15 protein-coding genes are annotated in these 13057 nt (G+C 42.7%); 5 read left to right on the top strand and 10 right to left on the bottom strand.

The genetic code is table 11. The features are described from left to right. Window positions 1-5 precede the first annotated feature (5 nt). The 10 genes from AU255_RS07480 to folP all read right to left on the bottom strand — a co-directional run bounded on the left by AU255_RS07480 (window position 6) and on the right by folP (window position 8367). Window positions 6-1166, bottom strand: coding sequence for an MFS transporter (locus tag AU255_RS07480; RefSeq protein ID WP_080522292.1), 1161 nt, complete (start codon window positions 1164-1166; stop codon window positions 6-8). Between the two features lie 66 nt (window positions 1167-1232). After that, on the bottom strand, window positions 1233-2321 hold the full coding sequence (gene aroC, locus AU255_RS07475) for a chorismate synthase (RefSeq protein WP_080522291.1): 1089 nt from the start codon (window positions 2319-2321) through the stop codon (window positions 1233-1235). Window positions 2322-2323: 2 nt separating this feature from the next. Further along, complete coding sequence (prmB, locus tag AU255_RS07470; protein WP_080522290.1) at window positions 2324-3256, bottom strand: 50S ribosomal protein L3 N(5)-glutamine methyltransferase; 933 nt, start codon at window positions 3254-3256, stop codon at window positions 2324-2326. A gap of 224 nt (window positions 3257-3480) precedes the next feature. After that, window positions 3481-3906 (bottom strand): protein YgfX, encoded by a 426-nt coding sequence (locus AU255_RS07465; RefSeq protein WP_143735886.1) that lies wholly within the window; start codon window positions 3904-3906, stop codon window positions 3481-3483. Next, window positions 3872-4114: an FAD assembly factor SdhE gene (locus tag AU255_RS07460; RefSeq protein ID WP_080522288.1), complete on the bottom strand. Its 243-nt coding sequence runs from the start codon at window positions 4112-4114 to the stop codon at window positions 3872-3874. The genes AU255_RS07465 and AU255_RS07460 overlap by 35 nt, the downstream gene beginning before the upstream one ends. Before the next feature lie 7 nt (window positions 4115-4121). Beyond that, entirely contained in the window at window positions 4122-4907 is a 786-nt protein-coding gene (locus tag AU255_RS07455; protein WP_080522287.1) for a succinate dehydrogenase iron-sulfur subunit, read from the bottom strand. After that, window positions 4907-6691 (bottom strand): succinate dehydrogenase flavoprotein subunit, encoded by a 1785-nt coding sequence (sdhA, locus tag AU255_RS07450; RefSeq protein ID WP_080522286.1) that lies wholly within the window; start codon window positions 6689-6691, stop codon window positions 4907-4909. The genes AU255_RS07455 and sdhA overlap by 1 nt, the downstream gene beginning before the upstream one ends. Before the next feature lie 6 nt (window positions 6692-6697). After that, window positions 6698-7081: a succinate dehydrogenase, hydrophobic membrane anchor protein gene (gene sdhD, locus AU255_RS07445; protein WP_080522285.1), complete on the bottom strand. Its 384-nt coding sequence runs from the start codon at window positions 7079-7081 to the stop codon at window positions 6698-6700. A gap of 2 nt (window positions 7082-7083) precedes the next feature. Then, on the bottom strand, window positions 7084-7470 hold the full coding sequence (gene sdhC, locus AU255_RS07440) for a succinate dehydrogenase, cytochrome b556 subunit (protein ID WP_080522284.1): 387 nt from the start codon (window positions 7468-7470) through the stop codon (window positions 7084-7086). Window positions 7471-7545: 75 nt separating this feature from the next. Continuing rightward, window positions 7546-8367, bottom strand: coding sequence for a dihydropteroate synthase (folP, locus tag AU255_RS07435; RefSeq protein WP_080522283.1), 822 nt, complete (start codon window positions 8365-8367; stop codon window positions 7546-7548). Window positions 8368-8552: 185 nt separating this feature from the next. Here folP and AU255_RS07430 point away from each other — a divergent pair, with 185 nt between their 5' ends. Genes AU255_RS07430 through AU255_RS07410 form a run of 5 tightly spaced genes read left to right on the top strand, consistent with a single transcriptional unit; the run spans window position 8553 to window position 13037 of the window. Further along, window positions 8553-9089 carry a flavoprotein gene (locus AU255_RS07430; protein WP_080522282.1) on the top strand — a complete coding sequence of 179 codons (537 nt, stop codon included), beginning with the start codon at window positions 8553-8555 and terminating at the stop codon, window positions 9087-9089. Next, window positions 9086-10474 (top strand): DUF6513 domain-containing protein, encoded by a 1389-nt coding sequence (locus AU255_RS07425; protein ID WP_080522281.1) that lies wholly within the window; start codon window positions 9086-9088, stop codon window positions 10472-10474. The genes AU255_RS07430 and AU255_RS07425 overlap by 4 nt, the downstream gene beginning before the upstream one ends. After that, on the top strand, window positions 10471-11028 hold the full coding sequence (locus AU255_RS07420) for a DUF447 domain-containing protein (RefSeq protein WP_080522280.1): 558 nt from the start codon (window positions 10471-10473) through the stop codon (window positions 11026-11028). The genes AU255_RS07425 and AU255_RS07420 overlap by 4 nt, the downstream gene beginning before the upstream one ends. Next, complete coding sequence (locus AU255_RS07415) at window positions 10980-11708, top strand: (5-formylfuran-3-yl)methyl phosphate synthase (RefSeq protein ID WP_233144576.1); 729 nt, start codon at window positions 10980-10982, stop codon at window positions 11706-11708. The genes AU255_RS07420 and AU255_RS07415 overlap by 49 nt, the downstream gene beginning before the upstream one ends. Before the next feature lie 30 nt (window positions 11709-11738). Beyond that, a complete protein-coding gene (locus AU255_RS07410) occupies window positions 11739-13037 on the top strand; it encodes a dicarboxylate/amino acid:cation symporter (protein ID WP_080522278.1) in 1299 nt (432 codons plus the stop codon). The last annotated feature ends 20 nt before the right edge of the window (window positions 13038-13057 follow it).

The raw sequence follows: 13057 nt of genomic DNA, 5'->3' as shown, positions 1-13057 counted from the left end.
TGTTTTTATTGATGACAAAACGCTTTGCCCTTACCTACCCAGATAACTGCAATAATATACGCTAAAGCACTTAAAATTGCTGCAAAACTGTACACCAAATGCCCGTCATAAATATCCCAGGCATAGCCACTATACAAGCCGCCTAACATACCGCCCAAACCAAAACTGCAGCTGCTATAAAGCGCTTGTCCTTTACCTTGATGATGCTGGCCAAAATAACTTTGCACTAGATGAATGGCCGCAACATGTGCTGTGCCAAAAGTAGCCGCATGCAAGACCTGTGCACTGAGTAAAATGTATAGATTATCCGCATACCACGCGATCATCAACCATCTTAAAATCGATAACAAAGCACTAACTAACAAAATTCGACGTAAAGAAACAAACTTTAATAACTGGCGCATAAAAATAAACACAATAATCTCAGCCCCAGCGCCAAGAGACCAAAGCATACCAATCATGCTAGATGAATAGCCAAGTTGCTTTAAATATATCGAAAAAAAGACATAATACGGGCCATGCGCAGCTTGTAACAACATATATACCAGCAAAAAAGCAATAATTTCTGGCTGTTTAACAATTTGCCAAATTCTCACTGCCGCCTGACTTGCTTTAGCAGTTGACACCTCGGGTGTCAGCAAGGAAATTAACCAGATACTGGCTAACAGTAAAACAATTAAATAAGGCAATAATTTAATTGAATATAAATCCAGTAAATAACCTACCCCCGAAACCGTCACTATAAACCCTATCGACCCCCATAGGCGAATATGGCTATAGCGATGCTGTTCTGCTTTTAAGTGATGCAGTGTAGCTGCTTCAAACTGTGGTAATGCCGCATTCCAGAAAAAACTAAAACTGACAGTAACGAAGGCAAACCACTGAAAAGATTGCTTATATAAAAAACCGGCAAATAAAACCATTGCAAAAAAAGAGGCAATGCGAATAACGCGTAAACTTTTTCCGGTTTGATCCGCAATCCAGCCCCAAAGATTAGGTGCAATGATTTTGGTACCCACCATGCATGCGGTTAATTCACCAATTTCAGCCGCACTAAAACTGCACTCTTTAAGATACAAACTCCAAAAAGGTAAAAAACCTCCCAGCGTTGCAAAATAAAAAAAATAAAAACCTGATAAGCGCCAATAAGGGGTTTTAGATTGCAATAGATGATTCCATGTTAGATTTATTGATCCTTGTCAGTCATCACACACTCTTCAATCTTTATTATTTTATCGCAACACCGGCAAAGTCGACTGCACATCATAATTTTGTGCTCTATGACGCAACATATGATCCATTAGCACGATCGCCATCATCGCCTCGGCTATCGGCGTGGCACGAATACCCACACAAGGATCATGACGACCTTTAGTGACTACTTCAATTGCCTCGCCTTGCCGGTTGATACTGCGCCCGGGCAAATGCAGACTAGAAGTCGGTTTTAAAGCAATGCTCGCGACAATATCCTGGCCACTGGAAATACCACCTAAAATACCTCCGGCATGATTACTTAAAAAACCCTCAGGGGTCATTTCATCTCTAAAATCAGTCCCTTTACTGTTGACACAGTCAAAACCATCGCCAATTTCCACGCCCTTAACCGCATTAATGCTCATTAAAGCACGCGCTAATTCGGCATCGAGTCTATCAAAAATAGGCTCACCCAATCCTGGCGGTACATTACTTGCCATGACATTGACCTTTGCACCAATTGAATTACCCTGTTTACGCAAGGCATCCATATAAGCCACTAATTCTGCTTCCTTACTCGCATCAGGACAAAAAAACTCGCTATTATCCATTGCTGCCCAATCAATAGTTTCGACTTTAATCGGGCCTAATTGAGATAAATAACCGCGAATCTCGATACCATACTGTTGCTTTAAATATTTTTTGGCAATACCGCCCGCAGCAACGCGCATTGCCGTTTCTCTAGCTGAAGAACGACCGCCACCACGATAATCTCTAAAACCATACTTATGGTCGTAAACATAATCCGCATGGCCTGGTCGATAGGTTTCAGCGATATTGGCATAATCTTTTGAACGCTGATCGGTATTTTTAATCAGCAAGCCAATCGGTGTGCCTGTTGTTTTACCTTCAAAGACACCCGATAGAATTTCTACCTGGTCGGCTTCACGGCGTTGTGTGGTATGTCTTGAGGTGCCAGGTTTACGCCGATCCAGGTCGCCCTGCAAATCTGCTTCTGATATCTCTAGCCCCGGCGGACAGCCATCAACGGTTGCACCTAATGCAATACCATGACTTTCACCAAAAGTCGTGACTGTAAATAATTTTCCTATGCTATTACCTGACATACTTAGCCTAATGCCTCTCTAAATAATTGATTAAATGCAAACACTTGCTCTGCACTCAGTAAAAATACCCCATCACCGCCCTGCTCAAAATTCAGCCACAAAAATGGCACGGCAGGAAATTTTGTTTGCAATGTCTCTGCACTACTGCCTACTTCTACAATTAAAACCCCTTGAGCACTGAGAAAATCTGCCGCATCCACTAATATTTTAATGACCAGATCCAGCCCTGTCTCTCCACCGGTAAAACCCATTTCAGGTTCGGCATGAAACTCGGCAGGGAGCTGTTCCCATTCGTTTATAGCTACATAAGGCGGATTGGATACAATTAAATCATATTTACGTACGGGTAATGCAGCAAACAAGTCTGAATGATACAGTGTTAACTGTTCTTCTACTTGATGTTTAGCGACATTGATTTTCGCCACTTCCAGAGCATCTTCCGACAAATCCACTGCATCAACATGCGCATCAGGAAAAGCATAGGCACAGGCAATCGCAATGCAGGCGCTACCGGTACATAAATCCAGAACATGCTGCACCTGATCAGCATCAACCCAGGGCGCAAACTGCTCACGAATTAATTCAGCTATGGGCGACCTGGGCACTAAAACGCGCTCATCTACATAAAAAGGTAAACCGGCAAAAATAGCTTCATGCATTAAATAAGCCGATGGAATACGAGTCTTGATACGGCGATTAACAAGATCAACAATTTTATGTCGTTCATCTACTGTCAAGCGAGCACTAAAATAGCTTTCGGATAAGTCATACGGAAGATGCAAGCTATGAAAAATCAAAGCGGCGGCATCATCCAGAGCTGTTGCTGTGCCATGTCCATGAAATAGCTTTGCTTCCGCAAAACGGCTGGCAGCCCAGCGGATATAATCCCTTACTGACACCAGGGTCTGAATCGTTTCTAACGATGTTTGTTGCATAACAAAAATTGTAAAAAGAAAATTGTTTAGATAATTTTAAACTATTTCAGGTGATAAATAGTCGTTCAAAATTATTGTAACAAAAAAATATAAAGAAATTTCGACACAAGCACTGAGAAGACAAAGGTTACATAAAAAAACATTGTGTTCTCTGTGAGAAAAATGTTAATTTTTTTTGGCTACTAACTTGTCAGAATAATATTCAGCAACAGACAATATCTCAGTTATTCCAGTGTCATGATTTTTAATGCCACGAAAAGCTGTCGGTATGTCTCGGCCGATACGGCATCGCGACAAATCAGTAAACTCCGGTGTTTTTTATCTATCTCAACCTGCAGAATAATAATAAATGAAGTGAGTACGCTGGATTTTAAAATGCGCAGATAGGAGTAGTCATTGTGTTCGACCAGTTCCCAGGAAAATTCCTCAGTATGTCTTAACGTGAAAGTATAAAACCCTTGTGTATACCGTTTTAAGTAAAAGTATAGACTGCAAACAGGCAAAAAGCTTAATAACATTTTTGAAGCAATCGTTACAGGCAGTAATAAGCAACTAAGCGTCACCAGAACATGTACAACAATAATAAAAGCCAGTAAGTAACGGGATTGTTTTACTTCAACCCACAAAGGTACTTCGGATTTTCTCAACAAGCGGTTTTAACTCTTCTTTTTCAGGGAAATTTTTAGCAAAAAAACAGGCAATTAACAGATCATCTTCTAATGCTAATAATTCGCTAAATAAATGCTGATCGCTTGGACTTGACGCTACATAATAACTGTCCAAATAAGCGCAGAGTACAGCATCCAGCTCTTTCACTCCGCGCCGGCACTGCCAGCGCAGGCGTTTCAAATCTTGCATTAAGCCATTAACCTTCCTGCCTTACCAGCAGCATTTTTTTGATATCAGCAATCGCTTTTGCCGGATTCAAACCTTTCGGACAGGTATCAGTACAATTCATAATGGTGTGACAGCGATACAATTTAAATGGATCTTGCAAATCATCTAAACGCTCACCGGTATTCTCATCACGACTATCATTTAACCAGCGAGAAGCCTGTAACAAAACAGCAGGGCCAAGGTATTTCTCACTATTCCACCAATAGCTAGGACAACTGGTTGAGCAGCAGGCACACAACACACACTCATATAAGCCATCTAACTGTTTGCGTTCTTCAACACTCTGCAAGCGTTCACTATCGGCCGGAGGTGGCGTTTGTGTTTCTATCCACGGTTTAATGGAGGCATATTGCGCATAAAAATGGGTCATATCTGCAACCAGATCCTTAACCACGTCCAGATGCGGTAATGGAAAGATTTTAATTGTCCCCTTATAATCAGAAATCGCTTTAATACATGCCAGGGAATTTTTGCCATTGATATTCATTGAGCATGAACCACACACGCCCTCACGACAGGAACGTCTAAAAGCCAGACTACTATCGATTTCATCTTTTATTTTAAGAATTAAATCCAGCACCATTTCACCACATTGATCCAGATCAATATCGTAGCAATCTATGCGCGGATTTTCATCGGTATCAGGATCCCAGCGATACACCTCAACTCGTTTAATGCGTGTTGCACCTTCCGGTGCAGAAAAAAATTTGCCTTTTTGGACAACTGAATTTTTTGGCAGCGTAAATTCAACCATTAGTAAACCCTCTTTTTGGGTGGGATCATTTCAACTTCATCGGTTAAGGTATACATATGTACAGGACGATAATCAATCTTGACTTTATTATCTTCAATCCATAACAGCGAATGTTTTAACCAGTTTTCATCATCTCTGTCCGGAAAATCATCTCGTGCATGTCCACCACGACTTTCGGTGCGATTGGATGCAGCGGCAATAGTGACCAGTGACAAATCCAGAAGATTTTCCAGTTCCAGCGTTTCGACTAAATCGGTATTCCAGATCAGGGAGTGATCGGTGGTATTGACATCAGCAAAAGAAGCGCGAATGTCAGCAATTTTTTGCTCGCCTTGCGCCAGAGTATCTCCAGATCTAAATACAGCGGCATGCGATTGCATGGTTTTTTGCATATTCATACGTATCTCGGCGGTTTTTAAGCACCCTTCAGCAAAACGCAGGCGGTCAAAACGTGCCAGGGCTTTATCATAAGCGCCCTCTGCTAAGGGTTTATGCGCAGTTCCCGGTTTAATCAATTCAGCACAACGAATCGCTGCCGCACGACCAAAAACCACCAGATCCAATAAGGAATTAGACCCTAAACGGTTAGCACCATGCACTGAAACACAGGCGGCCTCGCCAATGGCCATCAAGCCCGGGACAACCGTATCAGGATTGCCATCTTTTAAGGTCACGACTTCAGCTTTATAATTAGTTGGAATACCGCCCATATTGTAATGCACCGTAGGAATAACAGGGATAGGTTCCTTGGTAACATCGACTCCAGCAAAAATCCGGGCTAATTCAGAAATACCTGGTAAACGTTCATTAATAACTTCAGGATCCAGATGCTCAACATGTAAATAAGCATGATCCTGATGTTCTCCAATACCACGCCCCGCATTAACTTCCATGGTGATAGCCCGACTGACCACATCACGTGAGGCTAAATCTTTTGCATGCGGCGCATACTCTTCCATAAAACGCTCGCCTTTGGAGTTGGTTAAATAACCACCTTCCCCGCGCACCCCTTCGGAAATCAAGCACCCTGCGCCATAAATTCCAGTTGGATGAAATTGAATAAATTCCATATCCTGCAAAGGCAGTCCTGCACGTAATACCATTGCGCTACCATCACCGGTGACCGTATGTGCAGAAGTACAGGAAAAGAAACAACGTCCATATCCGCCAGTCGCTATAACCACAGTATGAGCTTTAAACACATGCATGGAACCGTCATCCAGGCACCAAGCCAGGACTCCACGACAAGCACCCTCTTCCATGATTAAATCGATAACAATGTATTCGACAAAAAACTCGGCTTCATGTTTCAATGACTGCTGATAAAGCGTATGCAAAATAGCATGACCAGTGACATCCGCTGCGGCGCAAGTCCGTTGCGCTGTGCCTTCGCCAAAATGGGTGGTCATGCCACCAAAAGCGCGTTGATAAATTTTGCCATCTTCGTTACGCGAGAACGGTACCCCATAATGTTCTAGCTCTAAAACTGCCGGGATTGCTTCACGGCACATATATTCAATGGCATCCTGATCACCTAACCAGTCAGAACCTTTAACCGTATCATACATATGCCAGCGCCAGTCATCTTCACCGTTATTACCCAGCGCAGCACTGATACCGCCTTGTGCTGCAACGGTATGACTACGGGTTGGAAACACTTTACTAATGCAGGCTGTCTTTAAGCCTTTTTCAGCCATTCCAAAAGTTGCCCGCAATCCGGCACCACCTGCACCAACAACCACGACATCATATTCATGCTCAATAATCTTGTATTTATCTTTCATGTGTAATTATCCTGCCGAAATAGCAATGCGTATAACAAACACTAGCGATGCAATAGCCATCCCAGCAAAAGTCAATTTAATCATCCAGACCAGGACAATTTTCAGCCAATCAGGATTGACGTAATCTTCAATAACAACCTGTAATCCCAATGCCGCATGATAAAATCCGGTAAATGCCCAGGCGAGCAATAAAGTGAAATTAACCGGGCTGATAAGCCACTGCTTTATGTCATCATAAGAGGCATTAAACAGTTGATTAATAAATAAAATCAGCCAGAATGCCAAGGGGATTAAAGCAACGGCTGTTATTCTCTGCATCCACCAGTGTGTAGTACCCGTTTTTGCAGAACCCAGGCCACGCGCTTTCGCTAAAGGAGTGCGATATTCCATATTTAACTTCCTAACTGAACGAATAAGAAACTAATAAATGTCAGCGCAATGGAGGCAAACATTTCTAATAAAATATAGTAATTCATTAAAGGCTTTTCATAGCCTTCACCGGCATCCCAGAATAAATGGCGAACACCATGGCATAAATGAAAAAACAAGGCATAGATCATCATCCAGACAGCAATGCCCATCAATGGCTGGTGTATCAAAGATTGCATAGACTCAAAACTACTGGCACCGCACTGAATAACTGCCAGGCTAAGTACAAATAACATCAATCCTGCGGCTAACAAAACCCCCGTCATTCTATGCGTAATCGATACCACCGCAGTTAAGGGTAATCTATACACTTGTAAATGAGGAGAAAGTGGTCTTTTTCTCTGTTCCATAGCACCAACACTCGACTTAGAAATAAAGCCTAATAATACAGGCTCGTTAACGATTATTCCAATGACAATTAATATTTATCGTGCCTGTTTAATTGCCCATGCCACATCTGCCGCCTGTTTATTTTCTTTTACATCATGTACGCGAAACATTTGTACACCTTGTTGTACACCCAAAGCTGTTGTTACTGCCGTTGCGCAAACTAATTCGGCGGGGTCTCTGACTGCACACAAGCTGCCCATAAATCGTTTTCGACTGGTACCCAATAAAACGGGATAGCCTGTAGCGACAAATTTATCTAAATGGGCGAGTAATTCCAGATTGTCCTGCCTGCGTTTGCCAAAACCTATACCGGGATCTATGGCAATCTGCTGTTTTGCAACACCTGCTGCCAAAGCGGCATCGACACGTTCCTGTAAAGCGCTTAAAACTTCACGGACAACATCCTGATAAAAAGGTGCATTTTGCATATTTTCCGGCTGGCCTTTGATATGCATCAGAATAATCGGCACTTTTCGTTTTGCTGCCAAAGATAGAATTTCTGCATCCTGTTCGCCTGCTGAAATATCATTAATGATCGTCGCGCCGGCATCAAGTGCTGCCTCTGCGACTCTACTTAAGGTGGTATCTATACTGATGGGCAGCGTAGCCGACAAATCTTTGCGTATTGCCTTGATAACCGGAATAACGCGTAAAATTTGCTCCTCTGTCAATACCGGCTCTGCGCCTGGCCGAGTTGACTCACCACCTATATCGATAATGTCCGCTCCTGCAGAAATCATGCGCTGTGCATGTGCCAACGCACTATCAATACCGGTATATTTTCCTCCATCAGAAAAACTATCGGGGGTGACATTAAGAATCCCCATAATCAGAGGATGAGTTATATTATTGAACATAAGAGGATTCGCTCCAGAACATGTACTATTACCAAGAAATCTGCCAAGAAAGCATCGCAAAGTATATAATATAACCCACGATCACAGGATGGCCTTCTGCCGCTACTCCACAAATTTTTGCGGTATATGCAGACTAATTTCGCCCTGCTACTGCTTATTAAAAAGCGAAATAATAGATAAATCATATGACTTCACCGCGCATTGCATGGGCTGTTACCGGCTCGGGACATTATATTGAAGAGTGCATAGACTATATGCTCACTTTAGAAAATGTCGATTTATATCTGAGTCAGGCCGGTGAAGAAGTATTAAAAATGTACGGTATCCATATTAATGATTTACGCGATAAAGTGCATATCTACCGTGATAAGGCTGCTTCCTCTCCACCCGTAGGCTTATTTTATAAAGGCTATTATCATACACTGATTGTTGCTCCGACAACTTCGAATACTGTCGCTAAATGCGTCCTGGGTATTGCCGATTCGCTGGTCACTAATTTATATTCTCAGGCGGGTAAATGTCGCATACCCAATATTGTTTATCCTTGCGATATTGCCCCCGAAATGAAAACCACGGCGCCCGGTGGCGAGGTGATGGTTTATCCCAGGAAAATTGACCTGGATGCAACAGAGGCTTTACGCAGCTTTGAGTACACCACCGTGGTTGAAAGTGTAGCTGAGCTCCAACTCGCCATGCAGCAACGCCTGGCATCTTTATCATGAGTGAACATATTTTATTTTTGACAGGCAAGCTCGCGGAAAAACAGTTGCAGCAGATTTTACAAAAGATGCAACCTGAGTTTACTTACAATGTTCACCAAATCGGCGTTAAAGTCGCTGCATTAATGACCGCTGACATGATTGCCCGGCGTTTAAAAGATACTTTTAACGCTGACCGGATTATCATTCCGGGGCGTTGTCGGGGGGATATAGAAGCACTTTCCAAGACCTTATCGATTCCCGTTGAACGTGGCCCTGACGAATTAAAAGATTTACCGCTTTATTTTGGCAAACAGGCATTACATATTGATTTAAGTCACTATGCTGTGAAAATTTTTGCAGAAATAGTCGATGCGCCTAATCTTCCTGTCGATGAAGTGGTGCAACGCGCTTATTATTACCAAAGCAATGGCGCGAATATTATTGATATAGGCTGCTTGCCGGATACGCCTTTTGCGCATATGGAGGATATTATCCAGACCTTAAAGCAAGAGGGATTTCAGGTCAGTATCGACTCTTTAGCAACAGAGGATCTATTGCGCGGTGCAAAAGCGGGCGCTGATTACATGCTCAGTTTGCATGAAAGCACTTTATGGGTGGCTGATGAAGTAGATGCCATTCCCATTATTATTCCAGAGCGACATACTGATATCATTTCGCTGGATAAAGCGATTGCAGTATTGCAAGCCAAAAATAAAGCCTTTATCGTTGATCCAATTCTTGATCCAATCCATTTTGGTTTTACCGAATCAGTGGTACGTTACCATGCTGTCCGACAAAAACACCCGGATATAGAAATGATGCTGGGAGTGGGAAATATTACCGAACTTACGCATGCGGATACTGCCGGCATGAATGCGATATTAATGGGTATTTGTTCTGAACTCAATATCAGGCATATCCTCGCTACCGAAGTTAGCCAGCATGCAAGCAGGGCAATTAAAGAAGCAGACATGGCCCGGCGCATTATGTATGCAGCCAAAGAAAATAATACCCTGCCCAAGCATATTAATGCCGATTTAATGGCCTTGCATGAAACCTCACCCTTTCCTTATCAGCTTGCGGAAATCAAGGAATTTGCCGAGCAAGTAAAAGATCCGAGTTATCGTATTCAAATTAGCCAGGAAGGTGTACATATTTATAATCGCGATGGCTTATATAGCGCCATTGATCCGTTTGATTTATATCCAAAATTACAGGTCGAAGGAGATGCAGGACATGCATTTTATCTCGGTGTAGAACTTGCACGCGCTGAAACCGCCTGGCAATTGGGTAAACGCTTTAATCAAGACCAGGCCTTAAACTGGGGCTGTGCAGCAAAAACCAGTGAACCAACGGTCGACCTGCACACGTTTAAGCCCGCAGGAACAACTTTTAAAAAAACATGATTCAAGAAACTATCGTAACTACGCTAAATAATAAGGGTGAAATGCATATTGCTCCTATGGGTATTCATGTCGCAGGTGATGAATTTATTATTCTCCCCTTTCGTCCCTCTGTCACACTAGATAATATCCTGGCAACAAAAACAGCGGTCATTAATTATACTGATGATGTCAGAATTTTTGCAGGCTGTGTTACTGGTCGAATTGATTGGCCTGTAAAAAAAGCAAAAAAAATCGACGGCCATTATTTAGCGAATACATTAGCCCATTGCGAAGTGAAATTAAGTCATATCGATGACGATCCGGTACGCCCAAAATTATTTTGCCAGGCAGTACATCAAGTTAATCATGCAGCTTTTAAGGGCTACAACCGTGCTCAATTTTCTGTACTGGAAGCTGCAATTCTATTAACCCGCGTCAATCGCTTATCCCCGGCAAAAATTCATACTGAATTGGAGTATTTACATATCGGCTTTAATAAAACGGCTGGCTCTAGAGAAAGAGAAGCATGGTCATGGATCACACAAGCGATAGAACAAAAACTAAGAGAGAAATAACGCGTATGAATCGTATGCTGGCAAGCGTCAATAGTCTGGAAGAAGCGTTTATTGCGCTACATTTTGATGTAGACATTATCGACCTGAAACAACCTGCTTTAGGAGCTCTGGGGGCATTACCAGCACATCAGGTACAGGCTATCGTTACTCATCTAGCTAACGTCAGACCTGTTAGTGCTACAGTAGGCGATTTGCCGATGCAGGCAGATGTCATTTTTAATGCCGTCCAGGAGATGGCCAATACCGGCGTAGACTATATTAAAATTGGCTTTTTTCCTGATCAGGACTGGAGTGCAGTGATTACAAAACTAGCAACACTAACATCAGGTGCCATACAGCTAATCGCTGTGTTATTTGCTGATCAACAGCCCGATTTGAGCAGCATAGAACAATTTTCCAAGGCTGGTTTTACGGGCATTATGCTAGACACCATGGATAAAACCAATGGCTCGCTTAGTAAGGTAATGCCCCTGGCGACCCTGCAACATTTTGTACAAACTGCACAACACCATCAATTACTCTGCGGCCTGGCTGGCTCCTTACGTGCAGACGACATTCCTGCTTTGCTTCCACTTCAAGCTGATTATCTGGGCTTTAGAGGCGCATTATGCGAACAACAGCAACGCACTGCAGAACTTGATTCGGCAGCATTAATGAGAATTAAAGCCCTTTTAGTCTAAACAGGAAGGCAGCCCAGCTACTTAAAAATCATGAGCAAAAAAATATCACTGACTAATAAAATCTTAATCGCTATGGGCTTAGGGCTGATACTGGGCAGTCTAATAAATATTTTTACTCCCGAGCAGCCGATCATCCAGACCTATTTTGTGAATGGTTTATTTCACGTGATTGGCTCAGCTTTTATCAATTCCCTAAAAATGCTGGTCGTGCCTCTGGTTACCTTCTCACTCATATGTGGCGTCTGCGGGATTGGCGATATTAATGCACTGGGGCGCATAGGCCTAAAGTCTTTTCTGCTCTATGTATTTACCACTGGACTTGCAGTATCTCTCGCTTTAACCATTGCCATAGCCTTAGCCCCCGGGAAAGATTTTGCTCAGCAACATCACGCGACTGAGTTCGTTGCCAACGTTTCTCCGCCAATTACTGATGTCTTTATAAATATTATCCCCAGCAACCCAATTGCAGCATTTGCTCAGGGCAATATGCTACAAATTATCTTTTTTGTCATTCTATTTGCTATCGCCATGCTTATGACTGGCGATATAGGTAAGCAACTGGCAAAAACTGCTGAGAAATTAAACGAAGTAATGATGCAAGTGGTTACCTTGGTAATGGACGTCGCGCCGGTCGGGGTCTTTTGCTTGATGGCAAAAACATTTTCCGAACAAGGATTTGCTTTGATTGTGCCTATGATAGGCTATTTTTCCGTAGTTATTCTATGCTTATTGCTACATGCATTGGGGACATTTTCGATATTACTCACCTTGTTTGCCAAACTCAATCCAGTCGCGTTTTACAAAAAAATGCGCCCTGCCCAAATATTTGCCTTTAGCACGGCAAGTTCTAATGCGACCATTCCAGTGACTCTTCACGTATTAGAAAAACGTATCGGAGTCAATAATACCACTGCCGCTTTTACTGTACCCTTGGGTGCGACCATTAATATGGATGGCACAGCCATTATGCAAGGTGTTGCCACGGTATTTATTGCTAATGTATACCAGATAGATCTGGGCTTAAGCCAGTACATCACTATTATAGGCATGTCCATACTGGCATCAATCGGCACCGCAGGCGTACCAGGCGTTGGTCTTATTATGCTTGCCATGGTGTTTAATCAAGTAGGCCTGCCTGTTGAAGGTATAGGCTTAATATTAGGCGTAGATCGCTTATTAGATATGCTAAGAACTGTTATTAATATCACTGGGGATGCGACTGTCACCTGCATCGTAGCAAGAGGTGAAAATACGATTGATGATGCTGTTTTTAATGATCCTGAGTCGGGTATTATTCCTGAACTGCATTTACCGCATAAGTCATCATAAAATAAATGTTCTGCTACCGG

The sequence above is a fragment of the Methyloprofundus sedimenti genome (assembly GCF_002072955.1).
In the GTDB taxonomy this organism is placed as follows: Bacteria; Pseudomonadota; Gammaproteobacteria; order Methylococcales; family Methylomonadaceae; genus Methyloprofundus; species Methyloprofundus sedimenti.
Note: the sequence above shows the minus strand (reverse complement) of the source record. Positions and strands in the feature narration are given on the sequence as shown.

Coding starts and splice junctions, on each gene's coding strand:
- aroC (WP_080522291.1), bottom strand. CDS start 2,321: ATGTCAGGTAATAGCATAGGAAAATTATTTACAGTCACGACTTTTGGT.
- prmB (WP_080522290.1), bottom strand. CDS start 3,256: ATGCAACAAACATCGTTAGAAACGATTCAGACCCTGGTGTCAGTAAGG.
- AU255_RS07460 (WP_080522288.1), bottom strand. CDS start 4,114: ATGCAAGATTTGAAACGCCTGCGCTGGCAGTGCCGGCGCGGAGTGAAA.
- AU255_RS07455 (WP_080522287.1), bottom strand. CDS start 4,907: ATGGTTGAATTTACGCTGCCAAAAAATTCAGTTGTCCAAAAAGGCAAA.
- sdhA (WP_080522286.1), bottom strand. CDS start 6,691: ATGAAAGATAAATACAAGATTATTGAGCATGAATATGATGTCGTGGTT.
- sdhD (WP_080522285.1), bottom strand. CDS start 7,081: ATGGAATATCGCACTCCTTTAGCGAAAGCGCGTGGCCTGGGTTCTGCA.
- sdhC (WP_080522284.1), bottom strand. CDS start 7,470: ATGGAACAGAGAAAAAGACCACTTTCTCCTCATTTACAAGTGTATAGA.
- folP (WP_080522283.1), bottom strand. CDS start 8,367: ATGTTCAATAATATAACTCATCCTCTGATTATGGGGATTCTTAATGTC.
- AU255_RS07430 (WP_080522282.1), top strand. CDS start 8,553: ATGACTTCACCGCGCATTGCATGGGCTGTTACCGGCTCGGGACATTAT.
- AU255_RS07425 (WP_080522281.1), top strand. CDS start 9,086: ATGAGTGAACATATTTTATTTTTGACAGGCAAGCTCGCGGAAAAACAG.
- AU255_RS07420 (WP_080522280.1), top strand. CDS start 10,471: ATGATTCAAGAAACTATCGTAACTACGCTAAATAATAAGGGTGAAATG.
- AU255_RS07415 (WP_233144576.1), top strand. CDS start 10,980: ATGGTCATGGATCACACAAGCGATAGAACAAAAACTAAGAGAGAAATA.
- AU255_RS07410 (WP_080522278.1), top strand. CDS start 11,739: ATGAGCAAAAAAATATCACTGACTAATAAAATCTTAATCGCTATGGGC.